Below are 24,228 nucleotides of genomic sequence, written 5' to 3' on the forward strand. Positions count from 1 at the left end.
CGAGCGGATGCACCGTTCCTTGGGCCATGCGGACCACACCCGGCCACGAACGGCGTGCCGTACGGGCTCCGCCGGTGCGCCGACCGTGACACTGGAGGGGTCCCGCACGTTCCCCGGAGGCACCGCCATGGCCCTGCTGAGAGACACCGAGCTCGCGGGTGCCTTCGACCGCGCGGCCGGCACCTACGACCGCATGACCTCCGCCAGCCCCGGCTACCACCGGCACCTGCGCCGCTCGGCGCGCCGCCTCGCCCTGCCGGGCCTCGGCGCGGGCTGGTCCGTGCTCGACCTCGGCTGCGGCACCGGTGCCTCGACAGCCGCCCTCCTGCGCGCCGCGCCGCTCGCTTCCGTCACCGGGGTCGACGCCTCGGCCGGCATGCTGGCCGAGGCCCGGGGCAAGGCCTGGCCCGGCCGGGTGACGTTCGTCCACGCTCCCGTCGAGGGCATGGCCGGGGCGGGCGTCACCGGCCCGTACGACGCGGTCTTCGCCGCCTACCTCTTCCGCAACGTCGTGGATCCCGACGCCGTCCTGGGACGGGTCCGGGACGTGCTGCGTCCCGGCGGACGGCTCGCCGTCCACGAGTACGCCCTGAGCGGTCGGGCCGTCGACCGCGCGCTGTGGTCGGCGGTCATGGCCGCCGTGGTGCTGCCCTGGGGACGGAGCCACGGCGACGGGGCGCTCTACCGCCATCTGTGGCGCAGCGTGCTCGGCTTCGACACGGCCGACGCGTTCGCCCGTCGGCTCCGCCGCGCCGGGTTCACCGGTGTCCGCGTACTGCCCCAGCCGGGCTGGCAGACCGGCATCACGCACACCTTCGTGGCCACCCGGGCCTGAGGGCGCGGGACGTTCAGTCCGAGCCGTCGGCCAGGGGGTCGTGCCCCCAGTTCATGAGCGAGTGGCGCCACCGGGTGTCGCTGACGTCGCCGGCGGGCCGCTGGGTCACGTGGCGGCGGATGTAGCCGTTCACCTTCGCCATGTGCCGGTAGTCCGCGTCGGTCAGTTCGTCCTTCTTCTTGCGCAGGATCCGGACGATCGCGCGGCCCGACGCGTGCCCGGTCGACTCACCGCCGTCCCTGTGCTCGCCCGCCTGCTTCGAGGTGTCGGTGGCGAGCCACTCCTCCAGGGTCGACGGCCGCATGTTCACCAGTTCGCGAAAGGTCTCCCAGGTGTCGCGCCGGTCGTCCCCGCCCGTCACGAACGCCCTCCCCGGCGCTTCTTCTTCAGCGCGCCGGGCTTGTGCACGGCCGTCCGCCCCGACCTGTCGCTGCGCACCTCGTACTGGGGGTCGTCCGGCGAGGCGTCGACCGTGCGTCCGGCCGCGCGGGTCCGTTCGGTGATCTTCCGCTCCACCGTGCCCTCGGTCTCGCTGCCGTGGCTGCGCCACGTGACCTCGTCGCCCCTGGACGGCTCCCGCTCCCCCGAGGGCTTCTTCCCCTTCGCCATGGTCCGCTCCTTTCCGGCCCGCACGGCCTTCGTACGGGACCGGTCTCCACCATGCGGGGGGACTCCGTGGCCCGCACCCTCACCGTCCCCGTCGCCCATCGGTGCATCCGGAGGACGGCCGAGCGGCGAAAGGGGCTCGGGGGGCACAGGATGGTGCCCGACCCCGCGGAAGGAGAGGTGTTCCATGTGCCCCAGTGACGAGTCCGCCCACCGGCCGGCCCCGGACGTCAGTGACGCCACGGTCGAGGCGCTGGGGTCCCTGTCCAAGGCGCTGGAGACGGTCGAGCGGGCCCGCGGCGCCCTCTACGGCTTCCATCAGCTGACGGGCACCGCCGACTTCGAGCTCGACCGCGCGGTGCGCCTGCTGCGGGACGCCGGCCACGGCGACTGGGCCGACCGGGTGGAGACCGAGGTCCTCGGGCGCAACGTCATTCCCGGGCACTGGACGTTCCAGATCGTCGATTCCTACGACCGGACGTACTACGAGCCGTTCAAGGCCCTGGAACGGCTCGCCGTCTCCCGGCTCGCCGGGGGGCGGAACCATCTGTACGAAGCACGGCTCAAGGAGGCACGGCGCACCCCGGGCCATCCGGACCACATGCCCGGTCCCGGCTGAGGACGTACGAACGGCGCACACGGCACACGAACGGCGTGCACGCACGACGTGTGCCCCGCGGACCGGGCCCGTGTGCCGCGGTCGGCGGGGGCTGCCCCGGCCGTGACCGTCGGTCAGGTCCGCGGGGCGCGTGGTTCCAGTCGGAACTCGAAGCCGAGGGTGCCCGGGTCGAGCGCGGTCGCGCCGCCGTCGACGGTGAGCACCGCACCGTTCACGAAGGAGGCGGCGGGCGACAGCAGCCAGGCGACCGCCTCCGCGACCTCCTGCGGCTCACCGGGACGCCCGGCGGGCAGGACCCGGGTCACCTCCTCGTACGCCGCCTCCAGACCGTCCCCACCCAGGTCCGCCTCCTGGGCGAACCGGTTCATCCGGCGGTCCGCCATGTCGGTGCGCACCCAGCTCGGGCACACGGTGTTGGCGCGCAGCCCCGCGCCCCCGTAGTCGACCGCGAGCGAGCGGCACAGCTGGAGCAGCGCCGCCTTGGAGGTGGCGTAGGCGGCGTTCCCGACGCCGTTGCGCAGGGCGGACACCGAGGCCACCGCGACCACCGCGCCGCGGGCGTCGAGCAGGTGCGGGAGCGCGGCGCGCAGCAGCAGGAACGGGCCGGTGAGGTTGGTCCGCATGACCTCGTCCCAGTCCTCCGGGGTCACCTCGCCCACTCCGCCGCCCCGTCCGATGCCGGCGTTGAGCACCAGGCCGTCGAGCCGTCCGTACGTGCCGACCACCGTCTCGACGAGCGAGGCCACCGCGGCGGGGTCGCCGATGTCCGACGGCACGGGCAGGGCGCCGGTCTCCTCGGCGACCAGCCGCAGCGGCTCGGGGCGGCGCCCGGACACCGCCACCTTGTGTCCGGCCCGGGTCAACGACCGTGCGGTCGCGGCCCCGATCCCCGTCCCGCCTCCGGTCACCAGGTACACGCGCTCGTCCGTCATGTCCGCCGCCTCTCCCGTGTCTCGTCCGCCGTCCCCCGTCCCGATGATCTCAGGCGCGCGCCGTCCCGGGGCCCGGCCGGCGAGCACACGGCGGGACGCACCGGTCGGGAGCGGGGCCGGGAGCGGTCCGGCGCCGGGCGGGCCGTACGCCGGATCATGAGGGTGATCACGGACGGGGGTCGGGACGAGTGACCGTACGGACGGCAGGGCGCGGGGGCGGGCGGGGCGGGCACGGCAGGCGCGGCCCGGTCGGCCTGCACGTCCTGTACCGCCGGCTCCGGACGTCGGCGAAGATAGGACGTCCCACCAGCCCACCCCGTGCCGTGCGGCACGACCAGAGGAGCGACGGCAGATGCCCCCTTCCGGGTCCGGAGCGAGCCCGCGACCGCCGACGATCGCCGACGTGGCCCGTACGGCGGGGGTGTCGCGGACCACCGTCTCGCACGCCCTCAACGGGCTCGGCAAGGTCGACCCCCGGACCCGTGAACGCATCAAGCAGGTGGCGGCCGAGTTGGGTTACCGCCCCAACCTGCGGGCCCAGCGGCTGCGGCGCGGCGAGGCCCGGGCGATCGCGCTCGCCTCGTCGATGCCCTTCGCGGTGGCGGGCGGCCCGTCCCGGCTCGGCTTCTACATGGAGGTCGCCGCCGCGGCCGCCGAGAGCGCGCTCCTGCACGACTACGCGCTCGTGCTCGTACCGCCCGTGCAGTCGGGCGCCGCCCTGGACTCGGTCGACATCGACGGCGCCATCGTCGTGGAACCCGACGTGGACGACGCCGCCGCGGCCCGGCTGCGGCAGCGCGGACTGCCGTACGTGGCGCTCGGCCGGCCCGTCTCGCCGGACGAGGCCGTCCCGTACGTCGACCTGCACGGGGCGGCCGTCGCCGAGGCGCTCCTGACCCATCTGCACGAGCAGGGCGCGAGGCGGCCCGCCCTGATCGTCGGTTCCGGGGACCGGCACTCGTCGGTGGACGCGCGCGCGGCCTACGAGCGGCTGGCCGCCGAGCACGGCTGGCAGCCGGTCGTGGCGAGCGCCCCGGAGGCCGGTGGTGAGCAGGCCGGTTACGAGCGGTGCGCCGCCCTGCTCGCCGAGCACCCCGACCTCGACGCGGTGTGCGCCCTGGTCGACGCCTTCGCCGTGGGCGCGCTGCGGGCCGTCCGGGACAGCGGACGCACCGTCCCCGACGACGTCATGGTCGTCACCCGTTACGACGGTCTGCGCGCCCGCACCGCGCAGCCGCCGCTGACCGCCGTCGACCTGCACCTGGACCGGGCGGCGGCGGCCGCCGTGGACCTGTTGCTCGGACGGTTGCGGGGGGACACCCCGGCCGGGGCCGTGGTGACGGTGCCGCCTCCGACGGTGATCCCGCGCGGGTCGTCGTTGCGGACGCCCCCGCCGGCGACGGGCCGCTGAGCCGCCGTAGCGCCCGCCGCCCCCGGCTGTCGGCCGGCAGCCGACAGCCGGGCGGGCCGGATCAGACGCCCACCATGAGCACCACGCCCGACACCAGCGCGAAGACCAGCACGAACAGGCGCATCCTGCGGGCGTCGATCCGGTGGTGCACCAGCCGGCTCAGCCACGCGCCCACGGCGATCGCGGGTGCCAGCGCCAGGGCGAGGCCGAGGTCCGCCGTGTCGCCCCGGCCGGTCGCGAACAGCAGTGCCAGCGAGGCGACTTCGCCGACGAGGAAGCAGGACGCCACGGTCGAGCGCAGTTCGGCCGGTGGCCGGTGCTGGTAGACCAGGGCCAGCGGCGGGCCGCCGACGCCCGTCGCCGTCTCCGTCAGGCCGGTCACCGCGCCCGCGCCGACATAGGCCGCCCTGCCCGGTGTGAAGGCCGGTGCCGCCAGGCTCACCACGGCCGCCAGGACGGTCGCGAGGCCCACGTACAGACCGAGTCGGCGGTCCGGGATCACCCACAGCAGCGCCAGGCCGGCGGGGGTCGCCGCGAGCCGCGCGGCGGTGATCCAGCCCGCGCCGCGCAGATCGAGCGAGGCCCGCTCGCGCCAGGCGACGTACAGGTTGAGCGGCAGCATCGACGCCAGGACGAACACCGGAAGCAGTCCGGGGTCGATGATCCCGGCCACCGGGGCGACGATCAGCGCGAAGCCCAGGCCGCTGCTGCCCTGGACGAAGGCGGCGGCGGTCACGGTCAGCGCGAGCACCGTCAGGGTCTCACCGGTCATCGCGCCGTGCTCCGTTCCCGGTCGGCCACGACCGCGCGGGCCCGGGTGGACGTCGGGTGCACGCGGGTGACCGCCGCCCGGGCCACGGTCGCCTCGGCCAGTGCGGCGGCGCGCCGGACCAGTGCCGGCCCGTCCCAGCCGACCGGTCCGCCGCACCACATTCTGAGGCGTCCCGCGACGAAGACGGCCGTGATCTGGTCCCTGTTGCCGCGCCGGACCAGCTCCCAGGGCAGGTCGTGGGAGAGCGCGAGTTCGGGGGTGGTGACGTCGACGAGGAGGAAGTCGGCCGCCAGGCCCGGGGCGATCGTGCCGGTGCGCACGCCCAGGCCCACGGCGTCGGCGCCGCCGCGGGTGGCGTGCTCCAGCCAGGTCCAGCCCGCGCCGCACGAGGAGTCCCCGCCGGCGAGCCCGTAGGCGATCCGTTGGGCGAACTCGGCCGCCTCGGCGAGCCGGAAGCCGTCCCCGCGGGTGCCGTCGGTGCCGAGGCCGAACCGGATGCCGCGTTCGGCCATGGCGGTGGCGGGCGCGACGGCGTTGCCCTTCCAGGCGCTGGCCACGGGGTTGTAGCTCACGGCGGTTCCGGTGGTGGCGAGCAGGGTGAGTTCGCGCGGGGTGAGCAGGGTGGCGTGCGCGGCGAGCAGCTGGGGTCCGAGCGCGCCGATGGCGTGCAGGTGCTCCAGCGGCCGCAGGCCGTGGGTCAGGAGGGACCGCTCGACGGCGGCCAGGTGTTCGTTGACGTGGATCTGGACGACGGCCCCGGCCGCCGCGGCGAGCGCGGCGGTCCGGCGCAGCGTCTCCTCGGTGGCCGCCTCGGGGATGGAGACGGCGAGGGAGGCGTGGACCAGGGGATCGCCCTCGTACCGTGCGAGGTGCTTCTCGGCGCGCTCCAGGACGCCGGGGCCGGTGGGGGCGGCGCCGTCCCGGTCGTTGCAGACGAGGCCCAGGACGCAGCGGAGGCCGGCGTCACGGGTGGCGGTCGCGATCACGTCCACGTCGACGTCCGCGCGGGTCCCGGCGTCCGTGACGGTGGTGAAGCCGCCGCGCAGTGCTTCGAGCGCGGCCAACTTGGCGGCCACGTAGGCCGATTCCTCGTCCAGTGCGCCTTCCAGCGGCACCCACACCCGGCGGAAGATCTCCGAGGGCTCGCCGAAGGCGAGGGCGGCGCCGAAGCTCTGGGTGAGGTGGTGGTGGGCGTCGACGAAGCCGGGCATGAGGAGGTGGCCCGGGAGGCGTACGGGGGTGGTGTCCGGGTGGCGGCCGACCAGCTCCCCGGTCGGTCCCACCGCGGTGAAGACGCCGCCGGTGACGACCACGGCGTGGCCGGTGGCGGGGCCTTCGGGCAGGAGGACGGCGTCCGGGACGAGGAGGAGCGGGTCGGGCGGGTCGAGCAGGTCTCGCAGGGGGGTGTGCTGGTTCATCGGTCGCTTTCCGTGCGGGGGCCGGCCAGCCGGGCGACGACGCCGGGCCGGACGTGGTGGAAGAGGATGTTGAGGACGGCGGCGACGAACGCGCCGACGGCGACGCCGCTTTCGAGGAGGATGCGGAGGTTGGGCGGGAAGCCGCCGTACACGCCGGGGACGAGGATCGGCAGCAGGCCGAGGGCGAGGGCGACGGCGCAGACGAAGGTGCTGGTGTGCCGGTCGAGGTCGGAGCGGCCGAGCATCTGGACGCCGAGCACGGTGATCACGGCGAACACGACCATCGCGGTGCCGCCGACGACGGCGGACGGGATGACGCTGATCGCCCGGGTGACCGGGGCGAGGAAGCCGATGACGACGAGGGCGACGCCGGCGGTCGCGGTGACGAAGCGGCTGCGGACGCCGGTGACCCGGACGATGCCGATGTTCTCGCCGCTGGTCACCATGAGCGGCAGTCCGAAGAAGCCGCCGAACAGGGAGGTGAGGGCGTCGCCGCGGACGGTCCTGGGCACGTGGAGGCGCGGGTCGATCTCCTTGCCGACGGCCTGTGCGTTGATGACGGTCTGGCCGGTGGCCTCGGCCATCGAGGCGAGGCTGTAGAGCATCAGGGGCAGTGCGGCGAGCAGGTCGAAGCGCGGGGTGCCGAAGGGCATCAGGTGCGGCAGGCCGAGCAGCCCGCCGTCGGCGGCGTGGCCGAGGGGGACGCGGCCGAGCGCGGCGGCGAGCGCGGTGCCGGCCAGCAGGCCGAGCATGACGGCGAGTTGACGCACGATGCCGGAGAACAGCAGGTAGAACGCGACGGTGAAGCCGATCGTCGCGATGCCGAGCAGGAGGTTCTGCGGCTGGGCGAAGCCCGGTTCGCCGGGGCGGCCGGTGACCAGGACGGCGCCCACCTTCACCAGGTTCACGCCGACGATGACGATCATCGTGCCGATCACCAGGCCGGGGAAGAACGCGAGCAGCCGGGAGAAGAGGGGCAGCACGACGAAGGAGAACAGCGCGGTGAGGATGACCGCGCCGCACGCCGTCGGCAGGCCGTGCTGGCCGGCGATGGCCAGGAAGAGCACGAGCGGGGCGCCGCCCGGCAGCATCACGAACGGCAGCCGGGGCCCGAACTTCCAGGGGCCGAGCGACTGGACGAGCGAACCGATGCCGGACAGCACGAAGGCCGCGGACAGCAGGTCGACGGTCAACCCGGCGTCGAGCCGCAGGGTGGCGCTCATCAGGAAGATCGCGGAGATCGGCGTGGCCGCCATCACGAGCACGTGCTGGATCCCGAACAGCAGGATCCGGCCGAGCGGACGGCGCTCGTCGACGGGGTGCACCGCCGGCGGCACCGGAGGGCCGTCGGCGAGGGGGGTGTCCGGCGCCCCGTCCGGCGACGCGGCCGGGGTCGGGAGCGGAGGGGAGGACGAGGACGGGACTGAGGACGAGGACGGGGGCAGCGACGGGCGGGGGCGGGGACTGGACACGTTCGAGCTCCGTTCGGCGTTCGATACGTCGTGGTTCAGCCGCGATCCGGCCCCGGACGGGGAGCCAAATCGATTTGGCCAAATCGATTTGGCCGCCAGTATGTGAGGACGCGCCGGGGCCGTCAAGAGATCCGGCGGACGAGCGGGCGCGAGGAGCGTCCGTGTCCGCTCGGCTGATCCGCCCGATCCGGGGTAAGCGCCTGAGGCGCACCGAAGATCAGCGATGCTCCACCCCGGAAGGAAGAACCGCGTGACCCAGACCCCGACGCAGCACAGGACCCGCACGGTAGGCGTGGAGGAGGAGCTGCTGCTCGTCAGCGCCCGGACCGGCGAACCGCTCGCCCTGTCGTCCGCCGTACTCGCCGCGGCCGCCGGGGAAGAGGCGGGGGACGTCTTCGAGAAGGAGCTGCACCAGGAGCAGCTGGAATTCGCCACCCGTCCCGTCAGCGACATGGGCGCGCTGCGCGAGGAGATCGTCCGGTGGCGCGGCGAGGCCGGGCGCCACGCCGAAGGCGTCGGCGCCCAGGTCGCCGCGCTGGCGACCTCGCCGCTCGCCGTGCAGCCCTCCCGGAACCTCGGGAGGCGGTACCGCTGGATGGCCGACCAGTTCGCCCTGACCACGGAGGAGCAGCTCACCGGCGGATGTCACGTGCACGTCTCCGTCGAGTCGGACGAGGAGGGCGTCGCGGTCCTCGACCGGATCCGTACGTGGCTGCCGCTCCTGACCGCGATCAGCGCCAATTCGCCCTACTGGCAGGGGAAGGACACGGGATACGCCAGCTACCGCAGCCGGGTCTGGTACCGCCTCCCCTCCGCGGGCCCGTACGAGCCGTTCGGCAGCGCGGCCGGCTACCACGCCCGCGTGCGCGACATGCTGGGCACCGGGGTCCTGCGCGACCAGGGCATGATCTACTTCGACGCCCGCCTCTCCCACAACTTCCCCACCGTCGAGATCCGCGTCGCCGACGTCTGTCTCGAACCCGACACCACGGTGCTGGTGGCCACCCTCGCCCGGGCCCTGGTCGAGACCGAGGCGCGGGCCTGGCGGTCGGGAGAGCCCGTGCCCCGCGTCCCGATCGAACTGCTCCGGCTCGCGGCCTGGCAGGCCGCCCGGTCGGGACCGGAGGGCCCCCTGCTCGACCCCCAGACGCTGCGGCCGATCCCGCCGGAGGCGGCCTTCGACGCCTTCATCGCGCACACCGAGGACGCCCTGCGGGAGACCGGTGACCTCGACCGGGCGCGCGCCGCCCTCAAGGACCTCCTGGTACGCGGCGGAGGGGCCCGGCGCCAGCGCGACCTCCTCGCCGGTGGGATGGAACTCGGCGAGGTCGTCCGCGCCTGCGCCCGGATCACCACGGAGGACGGTACTCAGGAGGGGTAGCTTCCGAAGGCGGTCCCCCACCTTCCTCCCGGCCCCCCGGACCGCTCAGGCGGACGTTTTCGTCAGCAGGAGCGGAGTCGTGGGGGCCGAAGGGCCCTTCGGCCGGTGCGGAGAACGATGCCGGGGGCGGGGGCGGTGCCGCCGGCCCCGGCGTCGGCCGGCGGTTCCACGTGGGCGTACGGGAACCTCGGACGTACGGGAAGCCCGGTAAGCCCGGTCGTACGGGAAGCCCGGTAAGCCCGGTCGTACGGGAAGCCCGGTCGGCGAGGCCTTACGCCCCAGATCCGCCCTCCCAGCAGGCGTTCCCTCCCGGCCTCCTCATGCCGAACGGCCCGCACCCCTGCCTGGTGCGGGCCGTTCAGAGCCGCCCGTGCACCTGCCGGAAGGGGGAGACAACAGGTGCACGGGCGGCGAGAGCGGTCCTATGCGCTCGGCGATCGCCTGCCCCCGATTCTCCGTCTCACTCCAGGCCCGTCCAAAGCGGTCGACGGCGGAGCGGACACAGGGCTGGACGCAGAGGGCTCGCCGCCGCGCACCGCCAGGACGATCCGGACGAGGCCGGCCGTTCCTGGACGCTCACTTCCTCGGCCGCTTCATGGCCACGGGAGGCGGCGGGGCCTCACGAACGGGACCAGGGCCGCCGTCTGGCGCCGCGGTTGGCACCGATGCCCGCCACCTGGAGGGCGAGGGCGGTCAGCCCGAGCAGCATCAGGTTCGTCGAGGTGAACACATCGTTGGTGGCGATGTCCGCCGCGTTGATCAGGAACGCGAAGAAGAACAGCACCGCCGCGACTATGCCGAGCATGAGAGAGCTCCTTTCGAAGGTTGCTGCTCGTATGCCCTCGCATCGTCGTCACAAGCCGGCGGGACGGCCCTCGACCTTCCCCGGCTCGTCAGGCCGGACTCGGTGGTTCGGCGCCCGCGCCGGGCGGAACTCGATGCCGCTCGAGGCTCGTTGAGGATCTCGGGGGCCTTGCGCCGCGGCTGTTGCACGGTGCGCAGGGCTAGAGATCGCTGTTGAGACCGGTGACGGCCGGGGGGCCGAGCGGGGCGTCGGACTTCGCGATTCCCGCCTTTTCCAGCGCGGCCGAAACGAGCCTCGTGGCGTCCAGTTTGGCCTCGTACGGGTCTGCGGCATCGACTTCCAGCCGGACGGAGAAGGTGTTGTCCTCGTTCAGGGTGAGGAGGTTCAGGCCTTCGCTCTCGCTGACGTCCGTGTGCTGGGGGGCCAGCCTGCGTTCGAAAGTCGATCGGGCGGAGTCGGTGATGTCGGAGGTGAAGGTGCCGGGAACGGTGATGACGAAGGTGCTCATGGCGTCTCCTCGCATGAGTCGGGGGTGAGTGTCGTGTCGTCCCGCGTGGTGAACCCGTCCTGAACGGCCTCGGACCCGGCGTCCGCCGCCGCGGGGCGGCGCCGTTTTCGCCCCGGTCCGCGCCACTGCCGCCTCCGGGCGGGGAAGGACGCGGCCACCCCTGCGCGCTCCGGAGTTCCAGGTCCGTGCGGGGTCGGGTTCACACGCTCGCATGGTGGGAGGCGAGGGCCCGTCGAGGTGCGGCGTGATGCGCGGGCCGGTGCCCCGGGGCCGCCTGGAGCCGCCGCAGCCACACACAGGCCGTGCACAGCAGACCGGCGAAAACCACCAGGAGGAGCAGGGAGACCCACATCTGCGGGCTCCCCGGACGGGACCCGCCCGTCCAGGCCGCGGCAGCCGCCCACAACAGGACGCCTGACGCGTAGAGGGCACGGACCCGGCGCAGCTGCCGCACGGCCCGCAGGAACTGTTCGGTCTTCGGTGCCATGCCCGCCCGTGTACCCCGATCCGCGCCGTTCACCGGTGGACGCGGTCCCGTTGGAAGGGACTTCCGCATCGTCGGGCCGGAAAACGGGGGCAGGGCCGTTCGGCCGCCGGCTCGTCCGCGGGGGCGGACCTCCGGCGGCTCCTGCACGGCGTCGCCGTCCTGGTCGGCGCGCTCCGCGCCGACCAGGGACAACAGCGGCTCCCGCCTGATCCTCGACGGAGGTGTTCGCCTGTTCCGCTGATGGGCTTCCCCCGTGCGGTCGGACGGCCACGTCCGGCGGTGCGGAGCGCCCCTCGCGCGGGGGTGCTTGGTGCGCCGGCTGGAGGACGGCCCCCGCGCGCCTTCGCGGGAAAGGTGCCGTAGGGCCGTCAGGTCCTCCCGTGCTCCCGGCACCGGTGGCGCCGGGAGCACGGGATCGGTCGCTACGCCGCCGCGAGTGCCAGGGTCGGTGACTGGCGGGCGGCGCGGTACAGGAAGGCATGTACTCGTCGATCGGCTGCTGTTGTGACTGGCTCCGTGCGGCTTCCCCTGCTGTTCCTCGACGTCGACGGACCGCTCATCCCGTTCGGGGCGGAGCCGCAGGAGTACGCGACCCACGCGCTCGGACCCGATCTGCGTGAAGCTGCCTCGAACCCGCTCCTGACCAGGGTCGATCCCCGGCACGGGGCCAGGCTGGTCGCACTTGGCCGTGAGCTGGTCTGGGCCACGACGTGGGGGGACGAGGCGAACGAGTGCATCGCCCCGCTGCTCGGTCTCCGGCATCTCGCCGCGGTCGTCTGGCCGGAGCCGTCAGACGTCGACGATCAGGACGAACGCGACGGGTTGCACTGGAAGACCCGTCCCCTTGTCGACTGGGCGGCGGGGCGGCCGTTCGTATGGGTCGACGACGAGGTCACCGACACGGATCGGGCCTGGATCGCAGCCCGTCACGAGGGACACGCCCTGGTCCACCGGGTCGATGCCCGCCTCGGTCTCACCGACGGCGACTACGCGGCCCTCGCCTCATGGTTGCGACAGCCGTTCGGGGCATAGGTCCGCCCGGAAACGGCCCGGCACGCCGCTGGCGGGTACCCCGGCGGCCTCCTCGCTGCCGAAGAAGCCGCCGCCCCCTCGGCGATCGACGTCCGGCCGCCGGTTCAGATCGGATTCCGCGTGCGGTGGGAAGCATCACGCGACTCGGGCGCCTCTTTTTCTTTCCGTACACGGGTAGGGGAAGGGAGGGAGGAAGAGACATGAGTGCCAGCGAGAAGATCAAAGCCAAGGCCGAGCAGGTGGTCGGCAAGGCCGTGAGGAAGACCGCACGCGCGGTGGGCAACCAGAGTCTCAGGGTGAAGGGCGCGGCCCTGGAGACCCGTGGCAAGGCGCGCGAAGCGAAGGAGCGGGGCAAGGACGCCTTCAAACACTGAGCCGGAGTCGACACCGGATCACCTGCGGGAGGCCGGGCACGAGCGAGCGCCGGTTGCAGCACGTCGAGGTCTCGCCACGCCTTGCTCCGGGATGTCGTCCTGAGGGAGCTTCCTGAAGGCCACGGAGCCCGGAGGCGGGCCCCCGGGCTCCCGGTCCGGCGGCCTCGGTCCTGGCGTGGCGGCGGGGTCAGGCGAGGCCGTCCCAGCCCCAGCGCGGGGTGGGGCCGGGGGCGCCGAGGTCGGTGCCCGGGGCGGAGGCCGAGACGTCCTTGGCGATCCGCGTGCCCCAGTCGAAGTACTCCACCACCCGGCGACGCAGCAGGGCGTCGTCCGGCAGTTCCTTCTCCACGGCCTCCGTCATCAACTCCATCCAGCGCAACCGCTGCTCCTCCGTGATGCCGAGTCCGAGGTGGGCGCGGAGCAGGGCCTGGTGCCCTCCGTGCTCCGCCGTGAACGCGGCCGGTCCCGAGAAGACCTCCGCCAGCCACACAGCCACGTGCTCCACGTGGGCGGCGGTGAAGTCGGCGAAGACGGGGGCCAGGAGCGGGTCGGCCAGGACCTCCTCGTAGAACGTCTCGGAGAGCCGGCGCAGCGCGTCGGCGCCGCCCACGGCCTCGTACAGGGTGTTCGTGTGCTCGGCGCTCATGGAGGCCCTCCGGGATCGGGTTGCTTCCTCCCACCCTTCACCCAACACCACCCGGATCCAAGGATGTTCGCTCTCGGCGAGGCGAGACGCCGCAGGAGCCCGGGCGAAGAGGCGTCGGTCCGGGAACCGTCGGTCGGGGGCCGGTGCGGCCCTGGCGTCCGCGCCGCTGTCACCCGCCAGGACGGAAGCGGCTGCGCCCGCCTCGGCAGCGCAACCGCCGCGGCCCTCGTCAGCCGGCTCCCACCCGACCGACAGGCCCGACCGGCAGGCCCGACCGGCAGGCCCGACCGACAGGCGGGTCTCAGTTCCCCTCGGCGTCGCCCCTCCGGCCGAGCGGACGGCGCTGCTCCTCGCGGCCCAGGCCCGGGGCCTGACGCTTGGCGCTCATGCCGCCCTCGTCGCGCTCGCCGTCCGTGGCCTCGCCCCGCCGGCTCCGCTCCGCCTCCTCGGCCTCCCGTCGCGCTTCGACGTCGCCGCTCTCGCCGACGGCCTCGGAGGGGGTGGTCCGTGGCGGCGTGTCCGCGGGCAGTGTGCGTCGGCGCTCGTGATGTCCCATGGTCTCCTCCTGTCTCGCGGGAATGTCCCCGTGCCGGCCGCCTTGTGCGGGCGGGCCGGCACGGGGAGCGGCTGCCCCCCGGTCCCACGGTCAAACACCGAGCGCGGGGGCCAGCACGAAGGTGTGCCCGGCCGGGTCCATGAAGCGGCGCACATCGGTGCGCCGGTCCGTCCGGGTCCCGTTCTGCTCGGCGGTCACCGGGCGCGCGCCCAGGGAGACCGCTTCGCGCTCGGCCTCGTCGAGCGCCTCGGGGGCCACGATGATCCACAGGTGGGACTGCTGGGAGTCGTCCGGCCGCGGCCAGCTCGGCGGCGCGTGGCCGGGATCGCGATGGATGCCCAGGGCGACCCCGGAGGCGCCGGAGATCAACAGCAGGTCGTGGTCGCCACCGCTCGGCTCGACGGTGCCGTCGAGCAGCTCGGCGTAGAAGCGGGCGAGGGGTTCGGGATCGGTGCTGTCGAGGACGAGGACGCTGGTCTTGGAAACGGTCATGGACCCCGTATGCCCGCTCAGCTCCCTTGCAGACGGGGCGAGTTGTCGTCCTCCCGGCCGCGCCGGGGGCGCGAGTCCGACAGGATCCGGAAAGCGGGGTCCGACGGCCACCCGAACGGACGTCGGTGGACGTTCCGCGTCGTCGACCGGCGTCGTGGTGAGGGACGGCTCGTCGCGACCGGAGCCGTGTCGCGAACGGTCGCTTCGGGTCCGGCCGTACGCGTCACGGAAGCCGGGTCGCAAGGGGCCCGTGCGCAGGGGCAGGGGCAGGGGCAGGAGCAGCGGCCGCTGCCGGGATGACGGTCAGAGTGTCCGGCCGGTTTCCTCGGGGATCGCGAGCGTCTGATCAGGTCCCGGGGCGCGGCCCCGTGCCCGCGGCCGAGCGGGCGCCGGGCGGGGCGGGCCCGTCCTGCCCGGCGCCCGCCGCCACGATCTCGGCCCGCCGCGCCCTGGCCCAGGCGTACTCCGGGTCCATGGCGAGCGCCCGGTCCAGGTCCGCGAGCGCCAGATCGCTCCGGCCCAGGGCGTGCTGCGCGAGGGCGCGGCTGCCGAGCGCCCAGGCGTAGTCGGGGTCGAGCTCCAGGGCCCGGTCGTACTGGGCGACGGCCTCCGCGTGCCGCCCCCGCTCCCGCAGCGTCTCGCCCCGCTCGCCCACCAGCCACGGGTCGTTCGGGGACAGGTCCTGCGCCCGGTCCAGGTCCACGAGCCCGCCGGCGACGTCGCCCAGCGCGCGCCTGAGCCGTGAGCGCCGTACCAGAGCCCACACGTAGTCCGGCTCCAGGACCAGTGCCCGGTCGAGGTCGGTCAGTGCCTCCCGCGGGCGGCCGAGCCGGCGCAGCACGTCCGCGCGGCTCGCCAGGGCCCAGGTCGTCGCGGGGGCGATGGCGAGGGCCCGGTCGAAGTCCGCCAGGGCCTCGTCCAGCCGGCCCGCCAGCCTGTACGTCTCTCCGCGGTGCCCCAGGGCCCGCTCTCCGTCGGGTGCCAGGTCACAAGCCCGGTCGTGGTCCTCGAGGGCCCTGTCGAAGGCCCCCAGGTCGCGGTGGGCCACCGCCCGCTCCGTGTACGGCCGGGGGGCGCCGGGCGTCAGAGCGATCGCCCGGTCGAAGTCGGCGAAGGCCTCCGCGTACTCTCTGCCCCGGCGGTGCGCCTGCCCCCGGACCGACAGCGCCCTGGTCCGCTCGGAGTCGGTGAGTCCGGCCCGGCCGAGGAGCATGCCGAGCACCGCGATCGTGCCGCGCTCCTCGTCCCGCAGCGCGCCGAGCAGCCCGGTCCCCCACTCGCGCAGCACCGGCACGTCGCCGTCCTCTCCCGCCTCCGCGACGGTGCCCGCCCAGCGGCGGGCCACCTCGGGCCCCTCTTCGCAGGCGTCGATGCCGTCGCACAGGACGGCGGGCAGCGCCTCGCGCGGGCGGGCGCACAACAGGTGGTACGCCTCCTCGAGACGCGCCGCCCGCCAGCCTTCCTCGGCCCAGCGCAGGTGCGGGACGAGGCCCCGCTCCTCGGCCTCCCGGCGGCCCGCGCAGCACTCCGCGAGCCGCTCGTGCGCGGCCCGCCAGCGGTCGGCGGACGTGGTCCGCTGCAGCCGCAGCATCGGAGCCCGTACGACGTCGTGGTACCGCACCCGGCCGCCGAGGACGTCCACGAACGGCAGGGCCCGCAGCCAGCCGAAGAGGTCCGCGCCGGGCCCGTCGGCCGCCGCCCGGAAGACGTCCTCGTCCAGGCGGCGCGGCAGCGCCCCGGCGAGGGCCGCCGCCCGACGCACCGGATCGGCCTCCCACTTCAGGAACCGCTCGACCGCCGTCGTGCTCGGGTCGTCGACGGCGCCGGCCTGCGCGGCGGTCTCCGCCAGGGTGGACACCAGGACGGGCAGGCCGTGGGAGAGCCTCAGCACGTCCTGCACCACGGACTCGGACAGCACCCCCCGACCGCTCAGGAGGCTGCGGGTCTCCGACTCGGAGAACGGGGCCAGCGGGAGGTCGACGACGAGGTCGGCCCAGTCCGCCCAGTACACCGGATCGAGGGAGCGCTGGCCGGCGAGGGTCACGACGACGTTGCCGGGCAGCGCCCCGTGCCGTTCGCCGGCCAGCAGGTCGCACAGCCAGCGGTCCAGGAACGGCGCGGTCCGTTCGTACGTGTCGAGGAACAGCGCCACCCAGGGGACCTCCGCCGCGATCCGGCCGACCTCCGCCACGAACACCGGGGTGAGGACCGACAGCGGGTCGAGCACGAGCTGGACGTCGTCGTGGCTGCGCAGCCGGGTGCTGAGCACGGTCCGCAGCCGGTCGGCGCCCTCCGCGATCCGGCCGGGATCGAGCGCGCCGGCGAGCGTCCCGACGACCGGCAGCATGCCCAGACCGGTGAGCGCCGCCTGTGCGGTGACGCGCGCGGCCGGGGACGGCGCGCTCGGGCCTGCCGGGTCGCCGCCGGGGGCGCCGAGGGCGGACTCGGCCTCGTGCCGACGCTGCCGGTAGGTGTGGAGCAGCCGGTCGACCGCCTTCAACGGGTGCCCGAGCTCGCCGGCCCGGACGCTGACCGCCGCCATGACCTCCACGGCGCCGCCCACCGAGTCGTCGATGCGCGCGGTCACCGCCCCGTGCTCGCCGGCGATCCGCTCCAGCTCGCGGACCAGGGACGACTTGCCGATGCCGGCGTTGCCCCGGACGTGGAAGAGGAAGCGGTACGCCGGGTCCTCGATGCCCAGGGCGAAGTTCCTGCGGTAGGCGTCGAGTTCGGCCCCCCGCCCCAGGAATTCGGCGCGCCTGCGCCGCTGGATCAGCTCGCGCATCGACGGTCTCGGGGCGTTCGGGGCAGCGGCCATGCGGCTCAGTCTGGCAGCAGCGACGGGGACTTCGGCAGGTGGCCGTCCGAGGTGCGGGGCGCCCGTACGGCTCCTGCGGGGGCCGGGAGCGGGTGTCGTTGCGGTTGGCGATTCTTCGCCAAGTCCTCCGCATCCCGAATGATCCGCCGCCCGCTCGCCATAGATTCTTCCTGAGTGACCGTCAGTGCTCACCTCACAAGGTAGGAGTGCTCATGCATGTTCGTCAGCGCGTCGCGGGGACCGTCGCCGCTCTCGCCCTCGCGGCGAGTGGCCTGCTGGCCGCCGCGCCCACGGCATCCGCGTCCGCGTCCGCCCCGGCCGCCCTCAGCTGTTCCTCCCGTCTGATCACCGGCAGCGGTGGTCACCGGGGAGCCGAGATCAGGTGCACCGGGTCTTCCTTCACCGGTGTCATCGACTGCAAGCGCACCGACAACGGCTACGTGTACCGGCACTTCGGCAACCGCGTCCCGTCGGGCGGCACGTCGACCGTCTGGTGCGACCTGAACGCCACCGTCATCCAGGCCTACGGAACGCCCAGCTGACCCGGGCGGCCCGAGCACGGGGCCGTCGACCGGAGTTGCCGGCCGATGACTGAGGTCCGGTGGCTGAGGTCCGATGGCGGACGAGCCCCCGGGGCGTCGACGACGTCCCGGGGGCTCGTCCGACGATGTCGGAGCCAGGTCGGTGGGTCCCACGTGTTCGTACGATCGCCGGGTGGGCGCAGGGGCGGCCACGGGGCGGCGGAGGAGGAGCGATGTCCCAGGAGGAACGTGACGCCAGGCTGGGCCTCACAGGCTTGACCGGAGCGGAACGGGAAGCTCGCATACGCCTGCTGACCGAGCGGCTCGAACGGGAAACCGCCGCGGCGAGGGCCGCGCTGCGGGCGGGACGGGCGGGGCATCGACCGCCGCACGACGCCGCGTCCGGCGTCGACGCCTCGGAAAACGGCTGAAGCACACCGCCCCGGCCGGCGCCTTCGATGCGGTCGCGTGGTCGCGGCGGGGGTGCGCCGATGCCTCGGCCCGTACGACGGCGGTCCGCACGGGCCGACGCGGCGGCCCCGCGGACCGTTCGTACCGCCGCCACCTCAGAGAAGGTCCCGGCGGTCGTCCTCGGTCACCGTCGGGGCGACCGGCGGAACGACCATCCGGCGACGGCGCAGGATGCTCGTGTACACGGCCGTGCCGATGATGCCGACGGCCATGAAGATCAGACCCACCAGGTCGAGATTGACCCCGTCGGCTTGCCAGTCGGTCGCGAACGTGAGGATGGCTCCCACGGCGATCAGGATGATGCAGACTCCCAGACCCACTGTTCCTCCCTTGTCGGATCGGACGGGTCCCGGGTACCCCGCCCCGCCCGTCTCATCCCCCGAATCGCGACGGCGGTCGCGCCCCGGGGCATCGGCGCCGCGGCGAGGGGGTGTGTTTGCCGAGCGGACCGGCGGTGAGGCGAGAAGGACGACCGGATTCCATTCGTCGACTACTGGGGAGCCATGGAAAGCGTTGTTCGACTGGCGATCGTCCTCAGCGGCTCGGTACTGGCGGCTCTGGCCGTCGGTCGGGCGGCGGACCTTCTTGCGCGGTACGCGGACGCACACCGTCCCGACACCCCCCTCTGGGGGTTGCTGAGGCGCTGCCGCACACCGTTGTACGTCGTCCTGCTGTGCGCCGTCTTCCGGTGGTCGTACCGAGTGACGGAATGGCCCCCGTTGCTGAAGCGCTCCGGAGACCTGGACCACGTTCTCCTGCTGTGCCTGATCGGCGGCGGCGCCTGGCTGACGGTCCGCTTCGTCTCGGCCGTCGTCGAGTCCTCGTACGCGCGCTACGCCGGACGTACGCGTGACGCGGCACGGCTGCGCCGCGTCCGTACGCAGGTCACGCTGATCACCCGGGTGGTGTCGGTGGCCATCGGCGTGATCGCCGCCGCCTTCGCGCTCGTCACGTTCCCCTCGTTCCGGGGCCTCGGCGCCTCGCTGCTCGCCTCGGCCGGGATCATAGGCATCGTCGCCGGCGTCGCCGCGCAGTCGACGCTCGGGAACCTCTTCGCGGGCTTCCAGATCGCCTTCGGCGACATGGTGCGCATCGGCGACACGGTGGTCGTCGACGGGGAGTGGGGCACCGTGGAGGAAGTGACCCTCACCTTCCTCACCGTCCGGACCTGGGACGAACGCCGGGTCACCCTGCCCGTCTCGTACTTCACCTCCCGCCCCTTCGAGAACTGGTCGCGCGGCGGCAACGAACTGACCGGGACGATCTTCCTCTACTGCGACCACTCCACACCTGTCGCGCTGATGCGCGCCCATCTGCGGGAGTTCCTCAAGCTCTGTCCCGGCTGGGACGGCCGGGCCTGGGACCTCGCCGTCACCGACACCTCCCCGACCGGCATCACCGTGCGCGCCCTCGTGACCGCCAAGGACGCCGACGACCTGTGGACGACCCGCTGCGCCGTCCGGGAGGAGCTCGTCCGCTGGCTCACGCGGAACCATCCGGCGGCCCTCCCCCGCATCGTCACCGCCCCGGCGGCCGACGTGTCGCGGCTCTGACGCCCGTACGTACGGGGTGGAGGCGTTCCCGGACGCCCGGCACCACACCGTGCGTACGGCGTCCCGGTGTTCGTCGCCCGCTCGACGCGCTTACCGCGCGCGTCCGGGCGGCGGACCTACGGTGGCGTCATGAGCGACCCGGAGAAGAACAAGGCCACGGCCAAAGCGTTCTACGAGCTGATGTTCAACCAGTGCCGACCCGCCGAGGCCGTCGACCGGTACGTCGGCGCCACCTACACCCAGCACAACCCGCACGTCGGCGACGGCAAGCAGGCGTTCGTCGACTACTTCGAGCGCATGGCCGCCGAGTACCCGGGCAAACGCGTCGCGTTCAAACGCGCCTTCGCGGAAGGCGACCACGTCGTCCTGCACTGCCACCAGATCTGGCCCGACGAGGAGTACGCCGGCATCGACATCTTCCGCTTCGACGCCGACGGCAGGATCGTCGAGCACTGGGACGTCCTCCAGGTCCTCCCGCCCACCTCCAGGAACGACAACACCATGTTCTGAGCCGGACTCCGGGCCCGACGGCTCCTGTCGGGGCGGGTCACGGCCGTCGCGGCGGCGGCCGGCGTGCCCGGCCCGGTCGGGCGCACGCGCGTCAGGTGGCCGTGGGCCACGTCTTCAGGAGGGCGGCGATCCTTCCGGCGGTGCAGGTGGGATCGAGGAGCAGGTCCTTCAGGGCGATGGCGTCCCGGCGGACCGGCCTGACGGGGACCCCGGCGGCTTCGAGGTACATGACGCCGGTCGCGGCGGCGACGGCCAGGTTGGAGCGCTCCAGCCAGCGGCACCGGCCCAGGGTGTGGATCAGGGCGGCGGCTTTGGCGTAGGGGCCGTCGTACACCGGCTGTTCGAGCACCTCGGCCCGGTGGCGGGCGACGGCCGACACCGGGACGCCGTAGTCGTCGGGGGACGGGTCGTCCGCTCCGGCGGCCTCGGCGACCTGCAGGATCCAGGGGACGTCGATGTGCAGTTCCATCAGGCCGCGTGCGCTCCCCGGGACGTCTGCTGGGCTTGCTCGGCCTCGTCGAAGAGCGCCTGGTGTTCGGCCAGGAAGCGGGTGGCCGCCTCCACCGCTCGGGCGCGCAGGCCGCTGGCGTCGTCCTGCACGAGCCGGGCGAGGTAGTCCCCCACGCTCAGCCCCAGGTCGGCGGCGCGCTTCTTCGCGAGTTCCGCCACGTCCTCGTCCACACGCGCACCCAGCTGTGTCTTCGCCATGCCAGCATGGTAACGGCTGTTACCGCATCGGCCAAGGCCGCATCGGCCGGTTCGCCGGGAGCGGGCGCAACAGCAGGTGCGGGGCCGTCTCGCCGGCACGGTTCGCCCCGGGACCACCAGGACGCCGCTGGTCCCGGCGCCGGCGTCCTCGAGCAGCCCGCTGACGACCGATCGCCCGGCATCACTCGTTCCGGTGATGTGCACGACGCCGCCGGGTGGTGGGCGAGGAGCCGGCCGTCACGTCGGTCGCCGGTCCGCTCCGCGCTCTCGGGGCCGTCCCTCTGTGCGCGGGGAGCGGTGCGACGGGGAACAGCGCGTCGCCGTCGCCCCGGGCGCCGCCTTCGGCACCGACGGCGACGGGCACGACCGACGGATCTCCTACGCTTTGGGGGACCGACGACCTCCGTGCCCGACCGGGCTGCACCGCTGCCGCCCTACGGAAGGTCTGACCGAGCACCCAGGGGGCGACAGGGGAGCCACGGCCTCCTCCTTCGTCGCGGTTCGAAAGGAATCCTCATGAATCTGCCTGCATCGGGCAGGCGCGTCCTCGTCAGTGGCGCGTCGCGCGGCCTCGGGCGCGCGGTGGCCCAGGCGTTCGCGGCCAACGGCGACCGGGTCGCCGTCCATTTCGGCTCACGCGCCGAGGACGCGCGCGTGAGCCTGGAGTCCCTCGCCGGCACGGGGCACGTGCTGGTCGGCGGAGACCTCGCGAATCCGGTGCAGGCGGCCGCCGTGATGGACATGGCCGCGGAGGGGCTCGGCGGGATCGACGTGCTGGTCAACAACGCGGCGGTGAACGTCCGCCACCCGCTGGCGGAGACCTCGTACGAGGAGTGGGTGGCGGTGTGGCAGCGACACGTGGCGGTCAACCTGCTCGCCACCGCGAACCTGAGTCATCTCGCCGCCCGGCTCATGATCGAGCAGGGCACGGGAGGACGGATCGTGAACATCGGCTCCCGGGGCGCCTTCCGGGGCGAGCCCGATCATCCGGCGTACGGGGCGACGAAGGCCGCCGTGCACGCGCTGGGCCAGTCGCTCGCGGTCTCGCTCGCCCCCTACGGGATCGCCGTCGCCTCGGTCGCCCCCGGCTTCTTCGCGACCGAGCGCGTCGCGCCGCGCCTGGAAGGCCCCGAGGGGGAGTCGATCCGGCGGCAGAGCCCGTTCGGCCGGGTGGGATCGGCCGAGGAGATCGCGGCGGCGGTGTTCTGGCTCGCCTCCCCCGCCGCCGAATGGTCCTCCGGCACGATCCTCGACCTCAACGGCGCCTCTCACCTGCGGAGTTGACGTCCAGGGACGAGAGCGCGCCCGCGGACCGGGAGGGCGGTGCGCGTCGCGCCGCTTCCCGCTCCGTGCCCACGCGCCGGTCAGGTGCCTGCCGTGTGGCGGACGGCCAGGAGGGCGACGTCGTCGTCGTTGTCCGGGGGGCGTACGCGGGCGAGGACCTGGTCCGTGAAGGACTCCAGGGAGCGGTGGGCCAGGGAGGCGGCGTGACGGCGGAGGCGGTCCAGGCCGTCGGTGAGGCTGCGGGCCGGGGATTCGATCAGGCCGTCGGTGTAGAGCAGCAGGGTCGCGCCGGGCGGGAGTTCGGTCGTCGCGTCGGGGCGGTTCTGGTCGGGGGCGACGCCGAGGAGGACCCCGTGGCCCTCGGTCAGGTAACGGGTGACGCCCTCGTGGGTGACCAGGAGCGGCGGGGGGTGGCCGGCGTTGGTCCAGGACAGCTCCCAGCGGCCTTCCCGCTGTGCCATGCGGGCGAAGACCATGGTCGCCAGGGAGACTTCGGCGACGTCCACGGTGGCCCGGTCGAGCCATTCGACGATCTTGCTCGGCGGCTTCTCCTGGGACAGGGCGTAGGCGCGCAGCATGTTGCGCAGCTGGGCCATGCCGGCCGCTGCGTCCAGGTCGTGGCCGACGACGTCGCCGATGGCGAGGGCGGTCGCGCCGTCCGCCAGGGTGAACGCGTCGTACCAGTCGCCGCCCACCTGGGAGGCGTCCGGCGCGGGCAGGTAGCGGGCGGTCATGGTGTGGTCCGGGGTGTACGGCAGTTTCGGCAGCAGGTGGCGCTGCATGGTCTCGGCGACCTTGCGCTGCCGCTGGTAGAGGCGGGCGTTCTCCAGGGCGAAGCCGGCGCGACGGGCGATGTCCTCCAGGAGGACGGTGTCGGTCGCGGTGAACCGCTGCGGTTCGTCGGCGCGGCCGAGGGTGAGGGCGCCCAGCACGTCGTGCAGGCTGCGGAGCGGGACCATGATCGCCGAGTGCATGCCGGTCGCCTCGAACAGGCGTCGCTGCTCGACGGCGATGCCGGAGTCGGGCGGTCCCTGGTAGGTCTCGGGGCCGGCGAAGGAGGAGGCCACGCCGCGCAGGGCACGGGACAGGGGCATCGAGGACTCCTGCGGCACCGGTGGCATCGGCCCCTGGAGGTCCTCCCGGAACGTCACGCCGCCGTCCTCGGCGTGGGCGACGGCGAAGCGCCACACCTCGTCCCGCTCGCCGATCAGGTCGATGACCGCCCAGTCGGCGAGACGGGGCACGACGAGGTCGATCAGGTGGCGCAGCGCTTCGTGGACGTCGAGGGTGGAGGTGAGCAGGGTGGTCGTCTCGGCGAGCAGGGCGAGCCGTTCCAGTTCGGAGAGCTGCGCGCCGGCGAGGGGCCGTCGCCCGGCCCGGCCCACGGGCCGGGCGGAGTGGAAGAGGACGAGCGTGGCGGCAGGCCGGGCGCCGATCCGGCACGGGGTGGCCAGCCACGACACCGGCAGCAGGGTGCCGTCGCCGCGCTCGAGCCACTCGCCCTCGCCCTGCTCCGTGCGCCCGTCGAGGCTGCTCTCCCGCATCCGGCACCGGGACCGCGGCACGCTCTCCCCCGACCCGGTGCGGTGCAGCAGGTCATGGGCGTCCCGGCCGAGCAGATCGGCGGCGGGGCGGCCGAGCAGGTCCTCCGCGTGCCTGTTCACGGCGATGATCAGGCCCCGCTCGTCCGCCAGGTAGGCGCCCGAGCCGAGACTGTCCAGGGTCGTGGTCATGGCGTCCCGCGGACCGCCCGAGCCCGTCATGGCGTGCGCCTCCCGTCGTCGGACCTCCCCCGTCCCCGCAGGTGCCCCCTGAGCGTCAGGTGATGCCCGACCGCGGCCCCCGGCTCATCGGTCCGGCTGTCCACCGGCCCGGCTGTCCGGCCGTCGTCCCTCGTCGGCTCTCCCTGTCCTCGCTTCGCGGCCCGCCCGCGCCGGACCCTCCTGCCCCATCGCCGGTGCACCGCCCGGCACCGGTCCAGCCGAACCGCTCGTGCACGTCCTGAATGCCGTCGGAC

At 73.9% G+C, this 24,228-nt stretch carries 28 protein-coding genes; 11 read left to right on the plus strand and 17 right to left on the minus strand.

Features of this window, described 5'->3' with window-relative positions:
• The first annotated feature begins 127 nt into the window (after nucleotides 1–127).
• Nucleotides 128–835, plus strand: a complete 708-nt coding sequence (locus tag ACZ66Z_RS20775) for a methyltransferase domain-containing protein (RefSeq protein ID WP_469935945.1) — start codon at nucleotides 128–130, stop codon at nucleotides 833–835.
• Between the two features lie 13 nt (nucleotides 836–848).
• Here ACZ66Z_RS20775 and ACZ66Z_RS20780 read toward each other — a convergent pair whose 3' ends face one another.
• Both ACZ66Z_RS20780 and ACZ66Z_RS20785 read right to left on the minus strand, forming a co-directional pair.
• On the minus strand, nucleotides 849–1,196 hold the full coding sequence (locus ACZ66Z_RS20780; protein ID WP_469935947.1) for a DUF3140 domain-containing protein: 348 nt from the start codon (nucleotides 1,194–1,196) through the stop codon (nucleotides 849–851).
• On the minus strand, nucleotides 1,193–1,444 hold the full coding sequence (locus ACZ66Z_RS20785; protein WP_469935949.1) for a hypervirulence associated TUDOR domain-containing protein: 252 nt from the start codon (nucleotides 1,442–1,444) through the stop codon (nucleotides 1,193–1,195). The genes ACZ66Z_RS20780 and ACZ66Z_RS20785 overlap by 4 nt, the downstream gene beginning before the upstream one ends.
• 184 nt (nucleotides 1,445–1,628) lie before the next feature.
• On the opposite strand from ACZ66Z_RS20785, the gene ACZ66Z_RS20790 reads away from it, so the two are divergent.
• Nucleotides 1,629–2,060: a hypothetical protein gene (locus tag ACZ66Z_RS20790; protein ID WP_469935951.1), complete on the plus strand. Its 432-nt coding sequence runs from the start codon at nucleotides 1,629–1,631 to the stop codon at nucleotides 2,058–2,060.
• Nucleotides 2,061–2,173: 113 nt separating this feature from the next.
• Here the strand turns inward: ACZ66Z_RS20790 and ACZ66Z_RS20795 are convergent, their stop codons facing one another.
• On the minus strand, nucleotides 2,174–2,992 hold the full coding sequence (locus ACZ66Z_RS20795; RefSeq protein WP_469935953.1) for an SDR family NAD(P)-dependent oxidoreductase: 819 nt from the start codon (nucleotides 2,990–2,992) through the stop codon (nucleotides 2,174–2,176).
• 352 nt (nucleotides 2,993–3,344) lie between these two features.
• Between ACZ66Z_RS20795 and ACZ66Z_RS20800 the strand changes: the two genes are divergently transcribed.
• On the plus strand, nucleotides 3,345–4,403 hold the full coding sequence (locus ACZ66Z_RS20800) for a LacI family DNA-binding transcriptional regulator (RefSeq protein ID WP_469935955.1): 1,059 nt from the start codon (nucleotides 3,345–3,347) through the stop codon (nucleotides 4,401–4,403).
• A gap of 61 nt (nucleotides 4,404–4,464) precedes the next feature.
• Here ACZ66Z_RS20800 and ACZ66Z_RS20805 read toward each other — a convergent pair whose 3' ends face one another.
• The 3 genes from ACZ66Z_RS20805 to ACZ66Z_RS20815 are packed head-to-tail and all read right to left on the minus strand — an operon-like array spanning nucleotide 4,465 to nucleotide 7,918.
• Nucleotides 4,465–5,175: a sulfite exporter TauE/SafE family protein gene (locus ACZ66Z_RS20805; protein ID WP_469935957.1), complete on the minus strand. Its 711-nt coding sequence runs from the start codon at nucleotides 5,173–5,175 to the stop codon at nucleotides 4,465–4,467.
• A complete protein-coding gene (locus ACZ66Z_RS20810) occupies nucleotides 5,172–6,593 on the minus strand; it encodes an amidohydrolase family protein (protein ID WP_469935959.1) in 1,422 nt (473 codons plus the stop codon). The genes ACZ66Z_RS20805 and ACZ66Z_RS20810 overlap by 4 nt, the downstream gene beginning before the upstream one ends.
• Nucleotides 6,590–7,918, minus strand: a complete 1,329-nt coding sequence (locus ACZ66Z_RS20815; protein WP_469936247.1) for a uracil-xanthine permease family protein — start codon at nucleotides 7,916–7,918, stop codon at nucleotides 6,590–6,592. The genes ACZ66Z_RS20810 and ACZ66Z_RS20815 overlap by 4 nt, the downstream gene beginning before the upstream one ends.
• Nucleotides 7,919–8,315: 397 nt before the next feature.
• Between ACZ66Z_RS20815 and ACZ66Z_RS20820 the strand changes: the two genes are divergently transcribed.
• Nucleotides 8,316–9,446 (plus strand): glutamate--cysteine ligase, encoded by a 1,131-nt coding sequence (locus ACZ66Z_RS20820; protein WP_469935961.1) that lies wholly within the window; start codon nucleotides 8,316–8,318, stop codon nucleotides 9,444–9,446.
• Nucleotides 9,447–10,065: 619 nt separating this feature from the next.
• On the opposite strand, the gene ACZ66Z_RS20825 is transcribed toward ACZ66Z_RS20820, so the two are convergent.
• The 3 genes from ACZ66Z_RS20825 to ACZ66Z_RS20835 form a co-directional block, all read right to left on the minus strand.
• Nucleotides 10,066–10,251, minus strand: coding sequence for a hypothetical protein (locus tag ACZ66Z_RS20825; protein ID WP_469935963.1), 186 nt, complete (start codon nucleotides 10,249–10,251; stop codon nucleotides 10,066–10,068).
• A gap of 199 nt (nucleotides 10,252–10,450) precedes the next feature.
• Nucleotides 10,451–10,759, minus strand: coding sequence for a hypothetical protein (locus tag ACZ66Z_RS20830; RefSeq protein WP_469935965.1), 309 nt, complete (start codon nucleotides 10,757–10,759; stop codon nucleotides 10,451–10,453).
• Between the two features lie 199 nt (nucleotides 10,760–10,958).
• Nucleotides 10,959–11,246 (minus strand): hypothetical protein, encoded by a 288-nt coding sequence (locus ACZ66Z_RS20835; protein ID WP_469935967.1) that lies wholly within the window; start codon nucleotides 11,244–11,246, stop codon nucleotides 10,959–10,961.
• Nucleotides 11,247–11,750: 504 nt separating this feature from the next.
• Here ACZ66Z_RS20835 and ACZ66Z_RS20840 point away from each other — a divergent pair.
• Nucleotides 11,751–12,278 carry an HAD domain-containing protein gene (locus ACZ66Z_RS20840; protein WP_469935969.1) on the plus strand — a complete coding sequence of 176 codons (528 nt, stop codon included), beginning with the start codon at nucleotides 11,751–11,753 and terminating at the stop codon, nucleotides 12,276–12,278.
• Nucleotides 12,279–12,478: 200 nt separating this feature from the next.
• Nucleotides 12,479–12,652 carry a CsbD family protein gene (locus ACZ66Z_RS20845; RefSeq protein WP_469935970.1) on the plus strand — a complete coding sequence of 58 codons (174 nt, stop codon included), beginning with the start codon at nucleotides 12,479–12,481 and terminating at the stop codon, nucleotides 12,650–12,652.
• A 187-nt stretch (nucleotides 12,653–12,839) separates the two neighbouring features.
• Here ACZ66Z_RS20845 and ACZ66Z_RS20850 read toward each other — a convergent pair whose 3' ends face one another.
• The 4 genes from ACZ66Z_RS20850 to ACZ66Z_RS20865 all read right to left on the minus strand — a co-directional run bounded on the left by ACZ66Z_RS20850 (nucleotide 12,840) and on the right by ACZ66Z_RS20865 (nucleotide 17,164).
• Entirely contained in the window at nucleotides 12,840–13,298 is a 459-nt protein-coding gene (locus ACZ66Z_RS20850) for a group II truncated hemoglobin (protein WP_469935971.1), read from the minus strand.
• Between the two features lie 301 nt (nucleotides 13,299–13,599).
• Complete coding sequence (locus ACZ66Z_RS20855) at nucleotides 13,600–13,854, minus strand: hypothetical protein (protein ID WP_469935972.1); 255 nt, start codon at nucleotides 13,852–13,854, stop codon at nucleotides 13,600–13,602.
• A 90-nt stretch (nucleotides 13,855–13,944) separates the two neighbouring features.
• Nucleotides 13,945–14,346, minus strand: a complete 402-nt coding sequence (locus ACZ66Z_RS20860; RefSeq protein ID WP_469935973.1) for a VOC family protein — start codon at nucleotides 14,344–14,346, stop codon at nucleotides 13,945–13,947.
• 346 nt (nucleotides 14,347–14,692) lie between these two features.
• Entirely contained in the window at nucleotides 14,693–17,164 is a 2,472-nt protein-coding gene (locus ACZ66Z_RS20865; RefSeq protein ID WP_469935974.1) for a tetratricopeptide repeat protein, read from the minus strand.
• Between the two features lie 212 nt (nucleotides 17,165–17,376).
• Between ACZ66Z_RS20865 and ACZ66Z_RS20870 the strand changes: the two genes are divergently transcribed.
• Nucleotides 17,377–17,706 carry a hypothetical protein gene (locus tag ACZ66Z_RS20870; protein WP_469935975.1) on the plus strand — a complete coding sequence of 110 codons (330 nt, stop codon included), beginning with the start codon at nucleotides 17,377–17,379 and terminating at the stop codon, nucleotides 17,704–17,706.
• Between the two features lie 212 nt (nucleotides 17,707–17,918).
• A complete protein-coding gene (locus tag ACZ66Z_RS20875) occupies nucleotides 17,919–18,116 on the plus strand; it encodes a hypothetical protein (protein WP_469935976.1) in 198 nt (65 codons plus the stop codon).
• Between the two features lie 135 nt (nucleotides 18,117–18,251).
• Here ACZ66Z_RS20875 and ACZ66Z_RS20880 read toward each other — a convergent pair whose 3' ends face one another.
• On the minus strand, nucleotides 18,252–18,476 hold the full coding sequence (locus ACZ66Z_RS20880) for a DUF6458 family protein (protein ID WP_469935978.1): 225 nt from the start codon (nucleotides 18,474–18,476) through the stop codon (nucleotides 18,252–18,254).
• Between the two features lie 183 nt (nucleotides 18,477–18,659).
• Between ACZ66Z_RS20880 and ACZ66Z_RS20885 the strand changes: the two genes are divergently transcribed.
• Together ACZ66Z_RS20885 and ACZ66Z_RS20890 are read left to right on the plus strand one after the other, a co-directional pair.
• Nucleotides 18,660–19,709: a mechanosensitive ion channel family protein gene (locus ACZ66Z_RS20885; protein ID WP_469935980.1), complete on the plus strand. Its 1,050-nt coding sequence runs from the start codon at nucleotides 18,660–18,662 to the stop codon at nucleotides 19,707–19,709.
• Nucleotides 19,710–19,838: 129 nt separating this feature from the next.
• A complete protein-coding gene (locus ACZ66Z_RS20890) occupies nucleotides 19,839–20,219 on the plus strand; it encodes a nuclear transport factor 2 family protein (RefSeq protein WP_469935982.1) in 381 nt (126 codons plus the stop codon).
• 91 nt (nucleotides 20,220–20,310) lie between these two features.
• On the opposite strand, the gene ACZ66Z_RS20895 is transcribed toward ACZ66Z_RS20890, so the two are convergent.
• The gene (locus ACZ66Z_RS20895) at nucleotides 20,311–20,688 is read right to left on the minus strand and encodes a fic family toxin-antitoxin system, toxin component (protein ID WP_469935984.1); all 378 of its coding nucleotides are present in this window, start codon (nucleotides 20,686–20,688) and stop codon (nucleotides 20,311–20,313) included.
• Nucleotides 20,688–20,927 carry a hypothetical protein gene (locus ACZ66Z_RS20900; RefSeq protein ID WP_469935986.1) on the minus strand — a complete coding sequence of 80 codons (240 nt, stop codon included), beginning with the start codon at nucleotides 20,925–20,927 and terminating at the stop codon, nucleotides 20,688–20,690. Before ACZ66Z_RS20900 ends, ACZ66Z_RS20895 begins: the two co-directional genes overlap by 1 nt.
• A gap of 516 nt (nucleotides 20,928–21,443) precedes the next feature.
• Here ACZ66Z_RS20900 and ACZ66Z_RS20905 point away from each other — a divergent pair.
• Nucleotides 21,444–22,211 carry an SDR family NAD(P)-dependent oxidoreductase gene (locus ACZ66Z_RS20905; protein WP_469935988.1) on the plus strand — a complete coding sequence of 256 codons (768 nt, stop codon included), beginning with the start codon at nucleotides 21,444–21,446 and terminating at the stop codon, nucleotides 22,209–22,211.
• A gap of 80 nt (nucleotides 22,212–22,291) precedes the next feature.
• Here ACZ66Z_RS20905 and ACZ66Z_RS20910 read toward each other — a convergent pair whose 3' ends face one another.
• The gene (locus ACZ66Z_RS20910; RefSeq protein ID WP_469935990.1) at nucleotides 22,292–23,944 is read right to left on the minus strand and encodes a PP2C family protein-serine/threonine phosphatase; all 1,653 of its coding nucleotides are present in this window, start codon (nucleotides 23,942–23,944) and stop codon (nucleotides 22,292–22,294) included.
• Nucleotides 23,945–24,228: the final 284 nt, after the last annotated feature.

This window comes from Streptomyces sp. NPDC107498 (assembly GCF_055582805.1).